Here is an 18,811-nt window from a genome sequence, read left to right on the forward strand (position 1 = left end):
GTGCGCTCCGGGTCCCGCGTCGTCTCCCTCGTCCCGTCCCTGACGGAGGCCGTCGCCGTCTCGCTGCCCGGCGTGCTGGTAGGCGCCACCGACTGGTGCGGCCAGCCGGGTGATCTTGATGTCGTCAGGGTCGGCGGGACCAAGAACCCCAGGACCGACGTCATCGCCCGCCTCGCCCCGGACCTCGTGATCGCCAACGAGGAGGAGAACCGCGAGCCCGACCTGACCGCTCTGCGGGAGGCGGGCGTCGAGGTCCTCGTCACCGAGGTACGGGATGTGCCGGGCGCCTTCACCGAACTGGACCGCGTGCTGCGTGCCTGCGGCGCCCGGTCCCGGCCGCGCTGGCTGGACGAGGCGGAGTCGGCGTGGTCCGGGCCGCCGGACGCGTCGGCCGGCCCGCTGACACCCGGCCGTCGTACGACCGCCGTGGTGCCCGTCTGGCGCCGGCCGTGGATGGTCGTCGGCCGGGACACCTTCGCCGGTGACGTGCTCGCCCGGCTCGGGGTGGACAATCTGTACGCCGGGCACGCGGAGCGCTACCCCCGGGTCCCCGTCGAGGAGCTGCGGGCCGCCGCCCCCGATGTCGTGGTCCTGCCCGACGAGCCGTACCTCTTCACCGCCGACGACGGCCCGGAGGCGTTCCCCGGGCTGCCGTGCGCGTTGCTGAGCGGCCGTCATCTCACCTGGTACGGGCCGTCGTTGGCCGAGGCGCCGCGGGTGCTGGGCGCGGCGCTGCGAGCAGCTCGCCGCTGACCAGCCCGCGCGCGGTGGACGCGGCGGCCGTCACCCAGGCCACCAGCAGCAGCCCGTACAGCGCGACGGCGAGGACGTCGAGGGCGACGAGCCCCGTGTGCCGGGCCAGCCCCTCCGCGCCGGTCGCACACGTGCCGACCGGGAAGGTGAACGCCCACCACGCCATCGAGAACCCCATGCCCCGCCGCCGGGCCCGCACGACCAGCGCCGCGGCGAGCGCGAGCCAGAGCAGCGCGAAGCCCATGACGGGCACGCCGTAGAGGACGGCGAACGCGGCGAAGCCGGGCGGGTACGGGGCCGGTACGGCGCCGGGGGCCGCGTCGGCGAGATTGCCGACGGCGGTGGTCGACTGCCCCAGCGGCCCCAGGACCAGGAACAGACTCGGGGTGAGGGCGAGCGGCAGCGGCCCCACCGTGACCAGTCGGCCGAACACCAGCGGCAGCACGAGCAGCGTCGCCAGCAGGCTCAGCCCGAACAGCGCGAGACAGCCGAACAGCAGCGTCTGCCGGGCCTGCCCGGGAGGCAGATGGGGGACGAGCAGCGGTCCGAGCGCGGCGGACACCATGGGCGCGACGAGGGGGAGGAGCAGTACGGGGGTGACCTGGCCCGGCTCGACGCGGTGGCGGACGACCATCAGGTACGGCACGACGACGGCGGCGACCAGGCCCACGGCCGTCCCGGCGCCGAAGAGTACGACATCGAGGGCTACGGCCGCCCGGACCCCGATCCAGTCCCGGCCGACGACGAGGGCACCGCCGCCCACGGCCAGCAGTGCCATGGAGAGACATCCGTAGAAGGGGGCCACGGCCGGGTCGAGAAGGTGGGTGCGGGCCTGGTCGCGGTGGTGGGTCCAGTGCAGGGCGCGGGCGCCCAGGAGGGCGACCAGAGCGACGAGCGCGAGCGCCCAGACCGCCGCGCAGACGGTCCGCCGGCCCGGGACGCCCAGGGGGAGCCCGGCACCGGCGGACGCCACGATCGCGGTGCCCATGACCGGGGCGTACCAGTTGGGGCCGAGGTGACGAAGGGCGGGGAGGCGGGGGCGCGAGCGGGGCCGGGGTCGGGTGCGCGGGTCGGGGAGAGCCGTTGATGAGGGAGCCGCTGACGAGGGAGCCGGACGAGCCGACCGAGCCGAGCCGGTCTGTTGCGCCGATCCGGCCGAACCGGTCTGTTGCACCGTACGGGCTGGGTGGAGCTCTTGTGCCGGACCTGCTGAACGGACCTCTCGGGTCGAATGCGCCGGTTGCTCTGGTCGGACTGCGGTGGCCATGTTTCGAGCGTCCCGCTGCCGCGCGGGGCCCACCAGGGAGTTCGGTTGTATGGGGGCATAAGCTTGGGTTATGAGTGAGAGCGAGGGGCGAGGCGGGCTGGCCCATCGGGTGCCGGATCTCGGGGCGCTCGAACTGCTGCTGGCCGTGGCCCGGCTGGGCTCGCTCGGGCGGGCGGCGCGGGAGACGGGGATCACCCAGCCGGCCGCGAGCAGCCGGATCCGCTCGATGGAACGGCAGCTGGGCGTCGCCCTGGTCGACCGGTCGCCGCGCGGGTCCCGGCTCACCGACGCGGGCGCGCTCGTCACGGACTGGGCCCGGCGGATCGTCGAGGCGGCCGAGGTGTTCGACGTGGGCGCGCAGGCGCTGCGGGACCGGCGCGACTCCCGGCTCCGGGTCGCCGCGAGCATGACCATCGCCGAGTATCTGCTGCCCGGCTGGCTCATCGCGCTGCGCACCGCGCGTCCGGACACGGCGGTGTCGCTCCTCGCGGGCAACTCGACGGTCGTCGCGGAGCGGTTGCTCGCGGACGAGGCCGACCTGGGGTTCGTCGAGGGGCCGACCGTCCCGGCCGGGCTGGACGCGGCCGTGATCGCCCATGACCACCTGATCGTCGTGACCGCGCCCAGCCATCCCTGGGCCCGCCGACGCAAGCCGCTGGACGCGGCCGAACTGGCCTCCACGCCGTTGATCCTCCGGGAGAAGGGCTCCGGCACACGGCAGGTCCTGGAGGCCGCGCTCGGCAGCCTGGCCCGTCCCCTCATCGAGCTGTCCTCCACCACGGCCGTCAAGTCCTCCGCGCTGAGCGGCGCGGGCCCGGCCGTCCTGAGCGAGCTGGCCCTCGGTGAGGAGCTCTCCGCCCGCCGCCTGGTCCGCATCCCCGTGGACGGCGTACGCCTGCGGCGGGCCCTGCGGGCGGTCTGGCCGACGGGGCATCGCCCCACGGGCCCGGCACGGGATCTGCTGGGGCTCACACGGGGGTCCGCGACCGGCGGCTGAGGGCTGTTTCCCGCCCCCGCCGCCCTTACCGTCCCATCCCCCAAGGGCTGCGCCCCTTCGCCCCCCAGCGCGGCTGCGTCGTGGTGGCTGGGGGCGGGGGTGATGCGTCAGAGAACCCGGCAGGACGCCGCCTCCGTGAGGGCGCGCATCACCCGGACGTCCTCGCCCATCTCGGGGTGCCACTGGACGCCCAGGACCCAGGCGGGGTCGGGCAGTTCGATGGCCTCGATCGTGCCGTCGGAGGCGTAGGCAGAGGCCAGCAGGCCGGCACCGAGTCGGTCGACCGCCTGGTGGTGGTAGGTCGGGACGCCGGTCTCCTCGGCGTCGATGTCCGCGTACCGCGTGCCGGGTACGGGCTTCACGGGGTGGCGGCCGAAGACGCCGACCTCGACGACGTGGTCGTCGAGGTGCTGGATCAGCGTGCCGCCGAGAGCGACGTTCAGGAGCTGCATGCCGCGGCAGATGCCGAGCAGCGGCGTGCCGGTGTCCAGCGCCGCCCGGATCAGGGCCAGCTCCCACGCGTCGCGCGCGGGCGCGGGCGGGCCGCAACGCGGGGAGCGCACGGCGCCGTAGAGGGCGGGGTCCACGTCGGGCCCGCCCGCGATGACCAGGCCGTCGAGACGGGCGACCGCATCGACGGCGTACGACGGGTCGTCCGGCGGCAGCATCGCGGCGACGCCGCCCGCCGCCTGCACGAGCCGGGGGTAACCGACCGGCAGCAGGGCAGCCTCCAGCTCCCAGACGCCCCAGCGCGCGCCGGACTCCAGATACGTACTCACACCGATCAGCGGCCTGGTCACGCCTGCTCCCTACTCATGGAACTCATGGAACTCATGGAACTGGTCAAACTGGTGGAACTGGTGGGACCCATGGAACGGGATGACGGGTCCCGTGCCGCCTCCGCACTGGTTGTACGGCATTCGTGGCGCGGCGCGATCAGTCCCGCGCCAACTCTGCCTCGGCGGCGGCCAGCGCGGCGAATTCCTCCTCCGGTGCCTTCGCCACCAGGTGCTTACGGCTGTAGAACCCGAAGTACGCCGCCGCGACCGCGTACACGACGAGCGCGATGATCGCGGCCGTCACGTCCACCAGGAAGGTCGCCACCAGCGCCGAGCACGCGAGGACGAGGGCGACCGAGGAGGTCAGGATCCCGCCCGGCGTGCGGTACGGCCGCTCCAGCTCCGGCTCCCGGCGGCGCAGGACGATGTGCGACAGGGACATCAGGGCGTAGCTGATCGTGGCGCCGAAGACGGCGATGTTCAGCATCCGGAGGCTGTCGCCGGTGGCGGCGGCCAGCGCGAAGCCGATCGTGCCCGGCACCAGCAGGCCCAGGTACGGCGCCTTGCGGCTGCTGGTGAGGGAGAGGACCCGGGGGAGGTAGCCGGCCCGGGAGAGGGCGAACAGCTGCCGGGAGCCGGCGTAGATCAGGGAGAAGAACGAGGCGACGAGGCCGGCCAGTCCGGCGTAGTTGACGAAGCGGCTGAGCGCGGTGGCCTTGCCGTCCGGCTGGAGCGCCTCGACGAGCGGGTTGCCGGCGTCCTGGATGGCGGCGGAGCCGCGCGCCCCGGCCGCGGTGAGGAAGGTGATCACGGCCAGCACGACGAGGACGCCCATCGACCAGCGGATCGCCTTCGGCAGCGTACGGGCCGGGTCCTTGGTCTCCTCCGCGGCCAGCGGCACACCCTCGACGCCCAGGAAGAACCACATGCCGAACGGGAACGCCGCCCAGATGCCGAGCAGTCCCATGGGCAGCCAGGAGTTCGCGCCGAGAGCGGAGGCGTCGACCGGGATGTCGTGGAGCGAGGACACGCTGAAGTCGGGCAGTGCGCCCAGGGCGAAGACGATCAGCGCGAAGACCGCGAAGCCGGTGACGACGAAGGTGACGATCAGCGCCTCGCCGACACCCCACAGGTGGATGCCGATGAAGATCGCGAAGCAGACGAGATAGACCGGCCAGCTCGACGTCAGGCCGAAGAGACCCAGCGACTCGACGTAGTCGCCGATGAATATCACGATGGCGGCGGGCGCGAGCACGTACTCGATCAGGATCGCCGTGCCGGTCAGGAAGCCGCCCCACGGGCCGAGCGCCCGGCGCGCGAAGCCGTAGCCGCCGCCCGCCGTGGGCAGGATCGCGGACAGTTCGGCGAGGGCGAAGACCAAGCAGGCGTACATGGTGCCCATGAGCACCGTGGCGATCGCCAGACCGCCGAAGCCGCCCTTGGCGAGGCCGAGGTTCCAGCCGGAGAAGTCTCCGGAGACGACATAGGCGACGCCGAGGCCGGTCAGCAGTACCCAGCCGGCGCTGCCCCGGCGGAGCGTTCGGCGCTCCAGGTAGTCGTCAGCCGCGTCGGCGGCGTCCGTGGCTTTCAGGGACATGGCACACTCTCCCCACTCAAAGGAATGGATCCATACCTTTGTGGGGTGGGTGGCCGAAAGCAATACCCTTGCGTTAAGCGAGCGTAAATCGTGCTCTTCCGCGGGGCGGAACCGTGTCCATCCGGGTGTGCGGCCTCACCCGAGGAAGCCGCGCAGCAGGGCCGCCGTACCGGAGCAGTGCTCCCGCATGATCTCCCGCGCGGCCTCGGCGTCCTCGTCGAGAATGGCCTCCACCAGGGCCGCGTGCTGCTGCTGGGAGTGCTCCAGGTTCCGTACCAGCAGCGGGATGCAGTCGAGCAGGTCGTTGACCCCGGCGCGGACGGCCGCGTACTGACCGGCGAGCGACGGGGAGCCGGACAGCTCGGCGAGGGTGAGGTGCAGGAGGGTGTCCAGGCGGCGGTACTCCGTGAGCGGCGCGTTGTGCGTGCGGGCCAGGGCCGCACGCAGCCTGTCGACCTCTTCGCTGGTCAGACCGTGTGCCGCGCACAATCCCGCCGCGCCCACCTCCAGCACCTCGCGGAAGCGCAGGGTGTCCTCGACGTCGATGCCCTTCAGGCGGCGGCGCAGCTCGTCCTCGCCCGGGGTGTCGACGCGTGGCAGCACGAACGTCCCTCCGTACCGCCCGCGCCGCGCCTCTATCAGGCCCTGGTCCTGCAGCACCTTGAGCACCTCGCGCAGCGTCACCCGGCTGATCCCGAGCCGCTCGGCCAACTCGCGTTCCGCAGGCAGCCGTTCGCCGCCCGGCACCAGGCCGAGCCGGACGACCTGCATGATCTGCTCCAGGGCCTCCTCGAAGCCGTTGCCCGCCCGCACCGGCCGCAGCACGGACGCCAGCCGGTCGTCGGCCCAGGGAGTGCCCGGTTCCGCTCCTGTCTGCGACATGTGGCCGTTGCCCCTTCCCAACTAATGGTTACGGGTAATACCTTATGGCTCCCGGATGGCTGAATGCCTCCGGGGTGGCCGAAGAAGCTTCTAGGAGGCTTTCCCGTGGCAGACCGCACACCCCCGCTCACCGTCGAGGAACTGCACACCCTCGTCGCGGGCGGTGAGATCGACACTGTCGTCCTGGCCTTCCCCGACATGCAAGGGCGCCTCCAGGGCAAGCGGTTCGCCGCGCGCTTCTTCCTCGACGACGTGCTCGCCCACGGCACCGAGGGCTGCAACTACCTGCTCGCCGTCGACACCGAGATGAACACCGTCGACGGCTACACGATGTCCTCCTGGGACCGCGGCTACGGCGACTTCGCCATGCACCCGGACCTCAGCACCCTGCGCCGGGTGCCGTGGAACGAGGGCACGGCGATGCTGATCGCCGACCTCGCCTGGAACGACGGCTCACCGGTCGTCGCCGCGCCCCGCCAGATCCTGCGCCGCCAGCTGGAGCGCCTCGCCGAACTGGGCTACACGGCCAACGTGGGCACCGAGCTGGAGTTCATCGTCTTCAAGGACACCTACGAGCAGGCCTGGGACGCCGGTTACAAGGGTCTGACCCCGGCGAACCAGTACAACATCGACTACTCGGTCCTCGGCACGGGGCGCATCGAGCCCCTGCTGCGCCGGATCCGCAACGACATGGAGGCCGCCGGGCTGACCGTCGAGTCCGCCAAGGGCGAGTGCAACCCCGGGCAGCACGAGATCGTCTTCAAGTACGACGAGGCCCTGGTCACCTGCGACCAGCACGCGGTCTACAAGACCGGCGCCAAGGAGATCGCCTCGCAGGAGGGCGTCTCGCTCACCTTCATGGCGAAGTTCAACGAGCGCGAGGGCAACTCCTGTCACATCCACCTGTCCCTGGCGGACGCGGACGGCACCAACGTCATGGCCGACGGCCACGACATGTCGCCGGTCATGCGCCACTTCCTCGCCGGACAGCTCGCCGCGCTCCGCGACTTCTCGCTGCTCTACGCGCCCAACATCAACTCGTACAAGCGGTTCCAGCCGGGCTCCTTCGCGCCGACCGCCGTGGCCTGGGGCTACGACAACCGGACCTGCGCCCTGCGGGTCGTCGGCCACGGCCGCTCCATGCGCTTCGAGAACCGCCTCCCCGGCGGTGACGTCAACCCGCACCTCGCCGTCGCCGGACTGATCGCGGCCGGGCTGTACGGCATCGAGCAGAAGCTCGAACTGCCGGAGGTGTGCACGGGGAACGCGTACGCCGCCGGTTACGACCAGGTGCCGACCACCCTCCGCGAGGCCGCCGAGCTGTGGGAGAACAGCCCCATCGCCAAGGCCGCCTTCGGCGACGAGGTCGTCGCGCACTACCGGAACATGGCCCGCGTCGAGCTGGCCGCCTTCGACTCCGCCGTGACCGACTGGGAGCTGCGCCGTTCCTTCGAACGTCTGTGAGTCACCGAACACGCCCATGCGTCACCGAACACGCCCATGCGTCACCGAACACGCCCATGCGTCACCGACCACGCCCGTGAGTCACCGAGACGCCCGTGACGCACCCGCTCTTGTGACGCACCTGCTGTGAGAGGTCCTGTCTTGTCCGAGCAGTCCCAGAAGTACGAGCAGCAGCTCCAGGTACTGAACCCCGCCACCGAGGAGGTCGTCGCCACCGTTCCGGCCGCCGGCGCGGCGGACGTCGACGCGGCCGTGGCCCTGGCGACCGGGGTCCAGCGGCGGTGGGCCGCCACGGCCCCCGCCGACCGTGCCCGGCTGCTGCGCCGCTTCGCCACGACCGTGGACGAACACCTGGAGGAGCTGGCCCTCCTTGAGGTCCGGGAGGCCGGGCACACCATCGGCAACGCCCGCTGGGAGGCCGGCAACGTCCGGGACCTGCTCGACTACGCGGCGGGCGGCGTGGAGCGGCTCACCGGCCGCCAGATCCCGGTGGCCGGCGGTCTCAACGTCACCTTCCTCGAACCGCTCGGTGTCGTCGGCGTGATCGCCCCCTGGAACTTCCCGATGCCCATCGCGGCCTGGGGCGTCGCCCCCGCGCTCGCGGCCGGCAACGCGGTGATCCTCAAGCCCGCCGAGACGACGCCGCTCACCGCGCTCCGCCTCGCCGAGCTGGGCCGCGAGGCGGGACTCCCCGAGGGCCTGTTCCAGGTGCTGCCCGGCCACGGCCGCGTCACCGGCAACGCCCTCGTCGAGCACCCCGGCGTCGCGAAGATCGTCTTCACCGGGTCGACGGCCGTGGGCAAACAGGTGTTGGCGAAGGGCTCGGCGCTGCTGAAGCGCGTCACCCTCGAACTCGGCGGCAAGAGCCCCAACATCGTCTTCGCCGACTCCGACCTCGAAGCCGCCGCCGCGGCAGCCCCCATGTCGTTCCTCGACAACTCCGGCCAGGACTGCTGCGCCCGCACCCGCATTCTCGTCCAGCGCTCCGCCTACGACCGCTTCCTCGACCTCCTCGCCCCCGGCATCGAGTCCGTCCGCGTCGGCGACCCGGCCGACGAGGCCACCCAGATGGGCCCGCTCATCTCCAGGGTCCAGCTGGACCGCGTCCGTTCGTACGTCGACCCGGACGCGCCCGGCATCCGGGGCAAGGCCCCCGAGGGCCCCGGTTTCTGGTTCCCGCCGACCGTCCTCACCGGCGTCGAGCCCGGCGCCCGCGTGGCCGCCGAGGAGGTCTTCGGCCCCGTCGCCGTCGTCCTCCCCTTCGAGGACGAGGCCGACGCGATCCGGCTCGCCAACGACAGCCCGTACGGCCTCTCCGGCTCCATCTGGACCAGGGACGTCGGCCGCGCGCTGCGCGTCTCCCAGGCCGTCCGCGCGGGCAACCTGTCCGTCAACTCCCACTCCAGCGTCCGCTACTCGACCCCCTTCGGCGGCTTCAAACAGTCCGGTATCGGTCGTGAACTCGGCCCGGACGCCCTGACCGCCTTCACCGAGACCAAGAACGTCTTCATCAGCACGGAGGGCCCCGCACAGTGACCTCAGAAAACATCTGCCGCCGCCTGGTCGGCCGCACCGCCGTCATCACCGGTGCCGGCAGCGGCATCGGCCTCGCCACCGCGCGCCGACTGGCCGCCGAAGGCGCGCACGTCGTCTGCGGCGACCTGGACGAGGCGCGCGGCAAGGCGGCCGCCGAAGAGGTCGGCGGGCTCTTCGTGAAGGTCGACGTCACCGACGCCGATCAGGTCGAGGCGCTCTTCAAGACCGCGTACGACACCTACGGCAGCATCGACATCGCGTTCAACAACGCGGGCATCTCGCCGCCCGACGACGACTCCATCCTGGAGACCGGCCTGGAGGCATGGAAGCGGGTCCAGGAGGTCAACCTGACCTCCGTGTACCTGTGCTGCAAGGCCGCGATCCCCTACATGCGCCGCCAGGGCAAGGGCTCGATCATCAACACCGCGTCCTTCGTGGCCCGTATGGGCGCGGCGACCTCCCAGATCTCGTACACGGCCTCCAAGGGTGGTGTGCTGGCCATGTCGCGGGAACTGGGTGTGCAGTTCGCGCGGGAGGGCATCCGCGTCAACGCGCTCTGCCCGGGTCCGGTCAACACCCCGCTGCTGCAGGAGCTGTTCGCGAAGGACCCGGAGCGGGCCGCGCGCCGCCTCGTGCACATCCCGGTCGGACGGTTCGCCGAGCCCACCGAGATCGCGGCCGCCGTCGCGTTCCTCGCCAGCGACGACTCGTCCTTCGTCAACGCCACCGACTTCCTGGTCGACGGCGGTATCTCGGGCGCGTACGTCACCCCGCTCTAGGGCAACCGGAACACCGGCACGTCGGTGTGATTAAAGTGCCGGGATGAGCAGTTCGCCGCCGCCCGGCTGGTACCGCGACCCGTCCTACCCGCTCACCGAACGCTGGTGGGACGGGACCGCGTGGACCGACCACCGCCGCCAGCCGGACCAACCCGTGCCGCCGGTGCTCCAGCCGCAGCCGCCCAGCGCCAAGGGCCTCGGACGCACCAAGGTCGTCGCCCTGGCCGTCGTCGGGGCCGTCCTGGTCGCCGGAGCGGTCACGGGCGGCGTCCTCCTGCTCGGCGGCGACGGCGGTGGCGACGGCGGCCAGGAGACGAGGACGGCGACGAGCTCCCCGACCTCCGACGCCGACGGGAGCGACAGCCCGTCCCCCACGAAGTCCGCCACCGCGTCCCCGTCCGGCGACCCGAACACCGTCGTGGACGACCTCAACGGCATCGCCTTCCCGATCCCCGACGGCTGGGAGAACGGCGACGGATCCGCCGAGGACGACGCGGTCCTGGTCACGGACGACGGCATCTACGACTGCCCCGGCGACAACGGTCTGTGCCGCACGGGCACGGTCGTCTCGCGGACCGTCACCGGCAGCAGCGAGACGTCCCCGAAGGTCCTCGCCGAGAACGACATCGAGGACGCGGCGAACGACGCGTACGACCGCGACGAACTGGACCGGCGCCCGTACAACGGCATCACCGGCCATGAGGTCGTCGCCTCCGGTTCGGTCGCCGTCGCGGGCCGCGCCGGCTACTACGTGCGCTGGCGCGTCACGACCGGGGCCGGGCCCGGCGGCTACGTCCAGTCCCTCGTCTTCCCGTCCAGCAGCGGCTCCGAGGCCCCGGTCCTCGTCCGGTTCGCCGTCGACGCGGGCGACGACGGCCCGCCGGTCGGCGACATCGACGAGATCGTCGAGGGCATCCGAGCGGTGGGCGACGCGGACACGGAAACGGGCGGGGGAGTGGGCAGCAGCCTCGGCCCTTCGTGAACCTTCTTCACGCGCCGGGGCGGAAACCCTGGTGGGGCTCCGCGCGGAGCCGGGAGCCGAGTGCTACTCCGCGCGGAGCCGGAAGCCCGAGTGGGGCTTCCGGCCGCTGCCGGCTCACAGGAACGTGTGGCCCTCGCCGCGATACGTCGGCACGGCCGCCGTCACCTCGTCGCCCTCCACCAGGTGCAGCACGTCGAACCGCTCGCACAGCTCGCCGGCCTTGGCGTGCCGGAACCACACCTTGTCGCCGAGCAGCAGGTCGTCCGCGGGCGCGCCGAGCAGCGGGGTCTGCACCTCGCCGGGGCCCTCCTGCGGGTCGTACTTCAGCCCCTCGGGCAGATACGGCACCGGCAGCCGGTCGGGGCCGGGCGCGCCGGAGGCCGGGTAGCCGCCGCCCAGCACGGTGACGACCCCGACACCGGGGCGCCGTACGACGGGCATGGCGAACAGCGCGGCCGGACGCCCGCTGAACGACGTGTAGTTGTCGAACAGCCGGGGCACGTAGAGCCCGGAGCCGGCGCCGATCTCGGTGACCGCGTCCTCCGCCGCCGTGTGCTGGACACTGCCCGTGCCGCCGCCGTTCACGAACTCCAGGTCCGGCGCCACCCGCCGTACGGCGCGCACCACTTCGGCCCGCCGCGCGGCCAGTTCCTTCTTCGCGGTGGCCTGCATCAGCCGGATGGCACGGGAACGCAGCGGCCGCCCGGCCACCGAGTCACCGACACCGGCGATGTGCCCCTCGTACGCCATGATCCCGACCAGCTTGAACCCCGGGCGCTCAGCGACGGCGCGGGCCATCTCGCCGACCTGCGCGGGGGAGTGCAACGGGGAGCGCAGGGCGCCGACGCGCACCCGTCCGCCGAGCAGCTTCAGCGAGGTGTCCAACTCCAGGCAGACGCGCACGACTTCGGTGCCGCCCCGCCGGGAGTTGTCGATCAGCTGGAGCTGGGCGGGGTCGTCGACCATGACGGTCACGGCGGCGGCGAGCTTCGGGTCGCCCGCCAGTTCGGCGAAGGCCTCCTGGTCGGCCGACGGGTAGGCGAGGAGGACGTCCTCGAACCCGGAACGGGCCAGCCACAGGGACTCGGCGAGCGTGAACGACATGATGCCCTGGAAGCCATCCCGAGCCAGGACCCTCTCCAGGAGTGCCCGGCAGCGAACGGACTTGCTCGCGACGCGGATCGGCTTGCCGCCGGCCCTGCGGAGGAGGTCGTCGGCGTTCGCGTCGAAGGCGTCGAGGTCGACGATCGCCAAAGGTGCGTCGAGATGAGCAGTAGCCCGGTCGTACCGGGCCCGGTCGGCGGCGCGCGCAGTCATGCACGAAGCCTGCCAGACATGATTACCGCAGGGTAGGGGGACGTTCCGGGCAGAAGCCGCGGGCCGACGGATCGGTTCCCGTTCGAGCGGGGCCAGCCCGTAGAGTGACGCGCACGCAGGGACGGCCTCGACGGGGATGCGGATCCGCTGCCACGGGTATGGCTTGCCCGTGGTGTTGGCGGACCGTCGGCGGGGTGTGTCCCAGGTATGCGTGACGATCGCTCCCCACGGGCGGTCGGACGCCCGGACGACCTCCGGGTCGGCCCGGGACGAGGAAACGGGGGGTGCATGAGCACGGAAGCGCGTCGTGCCTCCATCCCCCCACGCCCGCCCGCCCCGCCCCGCCCGTCCATACCTCCGGACCACGACACCTCGACCGCGACAGCGGACGCCACGACAGCGGACGCCGCGACAACGAACCCCGTGACGCAGGGCGCCCCGCCTCGGCGGCCGTCACGGGAGCCCCGGTCCGACGGCGCGGCGCCGGGGGCGTACGCGTCCGCGCCGGGTACGTGTCCGTCCGCACCGGGAGCGTCCGGCTCGGTCCCTCCGCTCGGCCCCGGCCCCGTGGGAGGCTCCTCGGTTCCCCCGCCCCGCCCGGATCGCGCGCCCTCGACCGGGAACGGTCCGACCCTGCCACGCCGCCCGCACCAGCCACCCGCGGCGGGTGCGCCCGCGCGATCCAGCACTCCGCCTCGCCCGTCCTCGGCGCCCGCGGCGACGCCTTCGCCGACGCCGGGCGTGACTCGGGACGGACGGCACCCGGGTGCGGCGGATGTGCCCAACACCGTGGAGAACAGCCGCAGTTCCGGCAGCCAGGGCGGCCCCGCGCGAGGCTCCGGCCAGGCGGACGGGCGCGACCCCGCGCGTGGTTCGGGTGAGACGGCGGCGGAACGCACCCCCGCCCGTGGTTCCGGCCAGGCCGTGCCCGGCCGCACCCCGGCGCGTGACTCCGGCCGGCCGACCGGGATGGGCCCCGTGCGTGGTCCTGCTCGGCCGGTGGGTCAGAGCCCCGAGCGTGGTTCCGCCGCGGACGGTGCCACCGCCCCGCGCCGCGCCGAACACCCGCGCTTCTCCGACTTCCGGCGCACCGCGAACCAGAACGGCGGCACCCCGGCGACCCCGCCGCCCCCGGCCGCCTCCGCCCGTTTCCCGGACTCCCCACCGGCGGCCTGGACCCGTTTCCTGAACGCTCCTCCGGCGGCTCCGACTCATTTCCCGGACGGTCCGCCGACGGCGTCTGCCCGCTTCCCGGACGGTCCGCCGGCCGCTCGTCGCCCGGACGACACCCCGCCCCCGGCCGCGGTGCGTTTCCCCAGGACCCCGCCCCCGGTGCGCGACGCCGGACGGCGGACGGACGCCGCACAGCCCTCGGGCGCCCGGGCCGCCGACTCGGCTCCGCCCCTCGGCGGCCGCTCACCCCGCCCTTCCGGCCCTCCCGCCGACGGCGCTCCACCTCGGTTCTCCGCCCCTTCCACCGGAGGCCGCTCACCCTGTCCCTCCGACCCCACCCCCGGCGGCACGGTCCCCCGCCCGGCCGGACAGCCCTCGAAGTCGGCGCCCCGCAACGGCGTACCGGCGTCCGGCGGCTCAGTCCCGCCCCCGGCCTCGCCCCTCCGGCGCCCTCCGACCGAGGAGACAGGACCCGAGGGGACGCCTCGGCCGCGGCCCATCACGCCCGAGCGCCCCGGTGGTGGCTGGCAACCCCCGTCGGCTTCGTCCCGGCGGTCCGCCGAAGCGCTCGACGGAGTCCTCGGGGCGTCCGCCGGGCGACCCTTCGTGACGCTCGCGCAGCCGGACACGTCGCCGTGGACACCGCCCGAGCCGTACGACGGTCGGCGCAAGCCGCGGCCCACCACGGCGCGGGCGGCGGCCGTGGCCGCGTGCCTGGTGCTCGGCTTCGGGCTCATCGGCGGCGCGGTGGCAGGGAGTTGGCTCACCGGGGACGGGGCGGACGGCTCCCGCGACACGTTCGCGGTGGCCGGGCAGCTGTGGCACGGCGTACCCGTCGACACGTTGTTCCCGCCCACCGTGCAGGGCGAGGGCGCCGGGCCCGGCGGCACCGACCGCGTCTGGACCCGGGTCGCCGTCGCGCGTGACAGCGGTTGCGCGGACGCCTTCGACCCGCTGCTGCGCAAGGCCCTCGCCCCCGTCGGCTGCCTGCGACTACTGCGCGCCACCTACACCGACGCGACCCACAGCAACGTCACCACCGTCGGCCTGATGTTCACCAGGACCGACGCCGCCGCCATGGCCGCGCTCAGGGACCGCTTCGCGAAGGACGGTCTCGACCGCCGTACCGACCTGATGCCCCGGGGGTACGCCGCCGAGGACACCGTCGCCGCCGGGTTCGGCGACGAACAGCGGGCCTCCTGGACGATCTCCGTCCTCACCGACGTCCCCGTCGTCGTCTACGCCGTCTCGGGCTTCGCCGACGGCCGCACCGTCTCCGAACCGCAGTCGGCCGCGGACGCGATGAAGTCCGGCGCCACCACCGCCCCCGCCCAGTCCGGTCTCGGCCACGAGGCGAAGGGCCTCGCCGACCGCATCGAACGCGGCCTGCGCAAGACCGCCGCGTCCGCCACGGAGCAGCCTTCATGAACGCCGAACCCGAGACGGCCACGACAGCCGCGAAGGCCGAGGCCGTCGGTGGAGCCGCGCACCCCGCGGCGCCCGCGCGGACCACGCCCCTGGTCGCGACCCGAGCCGGCCGGAGTGTCCCGCGCCACCGCCGCCCCCTGCGCCTCGGCCTCCTTGGCGTCCCCCTCGCCGCCTCCCTGGCCCTCCTGCCGTCCACCGTCGCGCACGCCGACGGCATCCGGGATCAGCAGTGGGCGTTGGGGGCGATGCACGCGCAGGAGGCGTGGCGTACGACGAAGGGGGCCGGTATCACCGTCGCGGTCCTCGACACGGGCGTCGACGACGAGCACCCGGACCTGGTCGGCAACGTCCTGCCGACCAAGGACATGGTCGGCTTCGGGGCCTCGCGCGGCGACCGCCCCTGGGCCCGGCACGGCACCGCCATGGCAGGGATCATCGCCGGACACGGACACGGCGTGAACAACGCCGACGGCGTCCTCGGCGTCGCCCCCGAGGCGAGAATCCTCCCCATCCGCGTCATCCTCGAAGACAAGGACGCGGCCCGCTCCAAGGCCCGCAGCACCCGTGGCAACGCCCTCGCCGAGGGCATCCGCTGGGCCGCCGACCAGGGCGTCGACGTCATCAACCTCTCCCTCGGCGACGACTCCGAGTCCGCCCACCCGGAACCCTCCGAGGACGCCGCCGTCCAGTACGCCCTGGCCAAGGGCTCGATCGTCGTCGCCTCGGCCGGCAACGGCGGCGCCAAGGGCGACCACATCTCCTACCCGGCGGCCTACCCGGGCGTGGTCGCGGTGACCGCCGTCGACGAGGACGGCGACCGCGCCCCGTTCTCCACCCGCCGCTGGTACGCCACCGTCAGCGCCCCCGGCGTCGACGTCGTCATCGCCGACCCCGACCGCAAGTACTACGAGGGCTGGGGCACCAGCGCCGCCGCGGCCTTCGTCTCCGGCGCCGCCGCCCTCATCAAGGCGGCCCACCCGAGCCTGACCCCCGCCCAGGTCAAACGCCTCCTGGAGAGCACCGCCCGCGAAGCCCCCGTCGGCGGTCGCGACGACTCCCGGGGCTTCGGCTTCGTCGACCCGGCGGCCGCCATCGCGGAGGGCGGCAAGCTCACGTCCGACGACCTCAAGACCGCGTCGTACGGCGGCAAGTACTTCGGCTCCGGCCCGGACCCGGCAGAGGAGGAGGAAACGACCGTCGGCTGGACCGCCCCCGCCGCGGGCGGTCTCGGCGTGGTCCTCCTGGTCACCGCGGTGCTGGTCTGGCGCGGACGCGGTCGCGGCCGGCCGGACGAGTACGTCATCTGAATCCGGCGTCTACGAACTGGTGGCCGCCCCCGCCGAGGCCGTGGCCGTGGCCGTCGGATCCACGGTGCCCGCCGCGTCCACCGCGTCTGTCATGTCCGTCGTGGCCTTCGTGTCCCCGAACACCGAGACGGCCGCCTTCGCCGCCGCCTCGACCAGCGAGATTCCCTTCGCCTTCGTCGTGCTGCCGTTCGACACCACCGCGACCAGGTACTCCCGCGCGTCCACCGTGACCCGGCCGACGCTGTTGATGTCCCACAGCCCGGTGGCGGTACGCGGCAACCACCCGTTCTTCAGCGCGAATCCGGACCCCGGGGCCCCACCCGACGCCGCCGCCGAGACACCCCAGTCCTGCCCCTGCGTGATCCGCCCCATCAGCTCCTGGACGTACGCCCGCGAGGCCTCGCTCAGCTCGGACGTGTCGTCGTCCCCGAACACCTGCCGGAGCAGGACGAGTTGATCGGCCGCCGTGGTCTGGGTGAGACCCCAGTACAGACCGTCGCCGCCCTCGGTGTCCGTCAGCCCGAGCCGCTCGTTCGCGGCGTCGAGGCCGCCCGCCTGCCCGATGGCCTTCCACAGGGCCGTCGCGGAGACGTTGTCGCTGTCACGGATCATCGCGGAGGCGTACGTCCTCTCCGGCGCGGTGAGCTGCCGGCCCGCGTCCTGCGCCTGGAGCAGCAGCGCCGCCAGGATGTCCGCCTTCACGATGCTGGCGGTGTCGAACCGCGCGTCCCCGTACCCGGCCGAGTCCCCGGACGCCACGTCGAGCACGGCCACGGACACCGCCGCCCCGTCCTCGACGGTCACGTCCGCCAGGGCCGCCGCGAGCAGCGCGTCATGGTCCACCTCGGGCGCTGCCACAGGTTCCACCGAGGCCTCCTCAGCGATGGCTTCCACGCCCGGCGCCGTGGAAGCGGAGGCCGAGGGCGATACCGACGATGACGCCGACGACGATACGGCGGAGCCCCCGCCGTCCAGCGCCTGGGCCCTCATGTACACCGACCCGGCGGCCGTGCCGCCCACCAGGACGAGCGCGGCGAGCGCGACGTGGACGAGCGGACGGCGCCCGGACGGGCGGGCGCGGCGACGAGCTCTGGATGAGGGCATGCAGCGATGGTTCTGTGCCGCGCTGTGCGTGTGGTTAGGCGATTGTTAGATGCTTGTCAGGGAAAGCTGAGAAAACCGTGAGTGATGTGACCATCACGTTTCCGGCCTGCCGAAAGCCCGGGAGACTTCCCCCGATAGGGTCGACGACCGTGGCGAACAAGAACATTCCCGACCCCGGCTTCTCCGACGACGACGGCTCCGCCGACCCCCGGCTGAGCGCCGCGCTCGCCGCCTGGGCCGAGGACCGGACCGCCGTGGGCCCCGTCCTCGAAGCCCTCAAGGGCGCCCGGCTGCTCGTCCCCGTCGTGGCCGTGCTCGGCGAGGTCGAGACGGACGAGAACGGACTGCGCCGCGAGAAGACCAGCGACATGGCCGTCCCCACCCTGAAGGCAGGCGGCCGCACCGCTCTGCCCGCCTTCACCTCCACCGACTCCCTGGCCCGCTGGGACCCCGCCGCCCGCCCCGTCGCCGTACCCCTGCACCAGGCCCTGCAGGCCGCGGCGCACGAGAAGGCCGACACGATCGTCCTCGACCTCGCGGGCCCCGTCCCCTACGAGCTGACCGGCCGTGCCCTGCTCGCGCTCGCCGAGGGACGCACCACCACCGACCCGCTCGCCGATCCCGCCGTCCTCGACGCCGTACGCTCCGCCGTCGCCGCCGAACCGGCCGTGCTCCGCGCCCACCTCGGCCCCGGCCAGGCCGACGGCACCCTCGCCCTCGTCCTCGACCCGTCCGCGGGCCCGGCCGAGGCCGCGCGGTCCGTGGCGGGCCGCCTCGCCGCCGACGAGACACTGCGGGCCCGCCTGGTACGCGGCCTCGACCTGGCACTGCTGCCGGCCGGGGCGACGCCACCGGGCGAGCCCTTGTACGTACGCCAGTGAGAGCGGGACCGAAGGCCTAGCCGTAGACCGGACCCGTGTACTTCTCGCCCGGGCCCTGACCCGGCTCGTCCGGGACGACCGACGCCTCGCGGAACGCCAGCTGCAGCGACTTCAGACCGTCGCGCAGCGGGGCGGCGTGGAAGGAACTGATCTCGGTCGCGGACGCGTCCAGCAGACCGGCGAGGGCGGCGACCAGCTTGCGGGCCTCGTCCAGGTCCTTGTACTTGTCGCCCTCCTCCGTCAGGCCGAGCTTCACCGCGGCGGCGCTCATCAGGTTGACGGCGACCGTCACGATCACCTCGACCGCGGGGACCTCGGCGATGTCGCGGGTCATCGAGTCGAAGTCGGGGTTCTCAGGAGGGGTCTCACTCATGCCCCACACGATAGGCCCCGGCGCGTCCGCCCCGACCTGCGGGAGCCCACCGCACTCCGATTGGCACGTCAGGTTTCAACCCGGTATGGTGGTGCCAACGACCGGCTGGACACCTGTGTGTCCGGCCCGCAAGTGGAGGCTCCGAACTCCCACCTGACTGTCCCCCCGGGACGGCAGGTCACCCGGTCAGAC

General features: G+C 73.2%; 16 protein-coding genes. 9 read left to right on the forward strand and 7 right to left on the reverse strand.

Annotated elements, in window-relative coordinates; translation table 11 throughout:
* Complete coding sequence (locus tag OG622_RS39750; RefSeq protein WP_371584364.1) at positions 1-753, forward strand: helical backbone metal receptor; 753 nt, start codon at positions 1-3, stop codon at positions 751-753.
* Here OG622_RS39750 and OG622_RS39755 read toward each other — a convergent pair.
* Positions 680-1,927 carry a TDT family transporter gene (locus OG622_RS39755; protein ID WP_371581468.1) on the reverse strand — a complete coding sequence of 416 codons (1,248 nt, stop codon included), beginning with the start codon at positions 1,925-1,927 and terminating at the stop codon, positions 680-682. The genes OG622_RS39750 and OG622_RS39755 overlap by 74 nt on opposite strands.
* A gap of 163 nt (positions 1,928-2,090) precedes the next feature.
* Between OG622_RS39755 and OG622_RS39760 the strand changes: the two genes are divergently transcribed.
* Positions 2,091-3,017, forward strand: coding sequence for a LysR family transcriptional regulator (locus tag OG622_RS39760; protein ID WP_371581469.1), 927 nt, complete (start codon positions 2,091-2,093; stop codon positions 3,015-3,017).
* Between the two features lie 107 nt (positions 3,018-3,124).
* On the opposite strand, the gene OG622_RS39765 is transcribed toward OG622_RS39760, so the two are convergent.
* From OG622_RS39765 to OG622_RS39775, 3 genes are all read right to left on the reverse strand, one after another.
* Positions 3,125-3,817: a gamma-glutamyl-gamma-aminobutyrate hydrolase family protein gene (locus tag OG622_RS39765; RefSeq protein ID WP_371581470.1), complete on the reverse strand. Its 693-nt coding sequence runs from the start codon at positions 3,815-3,817 to the stop codon at positions 3,125-3,127.
* Between the two features lie 136 nt (positions 3,818-3,953).
* Positions 3,954-5,393, reverse strand: coding sequence for an ethanolamine permease (eat, locus tag OG622_RS39770; protein WP_371581471.1), 1,440 nt, complete (start codon positions 5,391-5,393; stop codon positions 3,954-3,956).
* Between the two features lie 135 nt (positions 5,394-5,528).
* Positions 5,529-6,275 (reverse strand): FadR/GntR family transcriptional regulator, encoded by a 747-nt coding sequence (locus OG622_RS39775; protein ID WP_371581472.1) that lies wholly within the window; start codon positions 6,273-6,275, stop codon positions 5,529-5,531.
* Positions 6,276-6,380: 105 nt separating this feature from the next.
* Here OG622_RS39775 and OG622_RS39780 point away from each other — a divergent pair, with 105 nt between their 5' ends.
* From OG622_RS39780 to OG622_RS39795, 4 genes are all read left to right on the forward strand, one after another.
* Complete coding sequence (locus OG622_RS39780) at positions 6,381-7,739, forward strand: glutamine synthetase family protein (RefSeq protein WP_371581473.1); 1,359 nt, start codon at positions 6,381-6,383, stop codon at positions 7,737-7,739.
* A gap of 141 nt (positions 7,740-7,880) precedes the next feature.
* Positions 7,881-9,275 carry an aldehyde dehydrogenase gene (locus OG622_RS39785; RefSeq protein ID WP_371581474.1) on the forward strand — a complete coding sequence of 465 codons (1,395 nt, stop codon included), beginning with the start codon at positions 7,881-7,883 and terminating at the stop codon, positions 9,273-9,275.
* On the forward strand, positions 9,272-10,054 hold the full coding sequence (locus tag OG622_RS39790; protein WP_371581475.1) for a 3-oxoacyl-ACP reductase: 783 nt from the start codon (positions 9,272-9,274) through the stop codon (positions 10,052-10,054). Before OG622_RS39785 ends, OG622_RS39790 begins: the two co-directional genes overlap by 4 nt.
* A 43-nt stretch (positions 10,055-10,097) precedes the next feature.
* Positions 10,098-11,036: a DUF2510 domain-containing protein gene (locus tag OG622_RS39795; protein ID WP_371581476.1), complete on the forward strand. Its 939-nt coding sequence runs from the start codon at positions 10,098-10,100 to the stop codon at positions 11,034-11,036.
* A gap of 114 nt (positions 11,037-11,150) precedes the next feature.
* Here the strand turns inward: OG622_RS39795 and OG622_RS39800 are convergent, their stop codons facing one another.
* The gene (locus OG622_RS39800) at positions 11,151-12,353 is read right to left on the reverse strand and encodes an amino acid deaminase/aldolase (protein ID WP_371581477.1); all 1,203 of its coding nucleotides are present in this window, start codon (positions 12,351-12,353) and stop codon (positions 11,151-11,153) included.
* Positions 12,354-13,130: 777 nt separating this feature from the next.
* Between OG622_RS39800 and OG622_RS39805 the strand changes: the two genes are divergently transcribed.
* Positions 13,131-14,954: a hypothetical protein gene (locus OG622_RS39805; RefSeq protein WP_371581478.1), complete on the forward strand. Its 1,824-nt coding sequence runs from the start codon at positions 13,131-13,133 to the stop codon at positions 14,952-14,954.
* An 89-nt stretch (positions 14,955-15,043) separates the two neighbouring features.
* Positions 15,044-16,261, forward strand: coding sequence for a type VII secretion-associated serine protease mycosin (mycP, locus tag OG622_RS39810; protein WP_371584365.1), 1,218 nt, complete (start codon positions 15,044-15,046; stop codon positions 16,259-16,261).
* Between the two features lie 9 nt (positions 16,262-16,270).
* Here mycP and OG622_RS39815 read toward each other — a convergent pair whose 3' ends face one another.
* Positions 16,271-17,365: a serine hydrolase gene (locus OG622_RS39815; RefSeq protein WP_371581480.1), complete on the reverse strand. Its 1,095-nt coding sequence runs from the start codon at positions 17,363-17,365 to the stop codon at positions 16,271-16,273.
* A 149-nt stretch (positions 17,366-17,514) separates the two neighbouring features.
* Here OG622_RS39815 and OG622_RS39820 point away from each other — a divergent pair, with 149 nt between their 5' ends.
* Positions 17,515-18,246: an SseB family protein gene (locus tag OG622_RS39820; protein WP_371581481.1), complete on the forward strand. Its 732-nt coding sequence runs from the start codon at positions 17,515-17,517 to the stop codon at positions 18,244-18,246.
* A 16-nt stretch (positions 18,247-18,262) separates the two neighbouring features.
* Here OG622_RS39820 and OG622_RS39825 read toward each other — a convergent pair whose 3' ends face one another.
* The gene (locus OG622_RS39825) at positions 18,263-18,619 is read right to left on the reverse strand and encodes a DUF1844 domain-containing protein (RefSeq protein WP_371581482.1); all 357 of its coding nucleotides are present in this window, start codon (positions 18,617-18,619) and stop codon (positions 18,263-18,265) included.
* Positions 18,620-18,811: the final 192 nt, after the last annotated feature.

It is taken from the genome of Streptomyces sp. NBC_01314 (genome assembly GCF_041435215.1).
GTDB lineage: Bacteria > Actinomycetota > Actinomycetes > Streptomycetales > Streptomycetaceae > Streptomyces.

Coding starts and splice junctions, on each gene's coding strand:
- OG622_RS39795 (WP_371581476.1), top strand. CDS start 10,098: ATGAGCAGTTCGCCGCCGCCCGGCTGGTACCGCGACCCGTCCTACCCG.
- eat (WP_371581471.1), bottom strand. CDS start 5,393: ATGTCCCTGAAAGCCACGGACGCCGCCGACGCGGCTGACGACTACCTG.
- OG622_RS39760 (WP_371581469.1), top strand. CDS start 2,091: ATGAGTGAGAGCGAGGGGCGAGGCGGGCTGGCCCATCGGGTGCCGGAT.
- OG622_RS39775 (WP_371581472.1), bottom strand. CDS start 6,275: ATGTCGCAGACAGGAGCGGAACCGGGCACTCCCTGGGCCGACGACCGG.
- OG622_RS39815 (WP_371581480.1), bottom strand. CDS start 17,365: ATGCCCTCATCCAGAGCTCGTCGCCGCGCCCGCCCGTCCGGGCGCCGT.
- OG622_RS39825 (WP_371581482.1), bottom strand. CDS start 18,619: ATGAGTGAGACCCCTCCTGAGAACCCCGACTTCGACTCGATGACCCGC.
- OG622_RS39800 (WP_371581477.1), bottom strand. CDS start 12,353: ATGACTGCGCGCGCCGCCGACCGGGCCCGGTACGACCGGGCTACTGCT.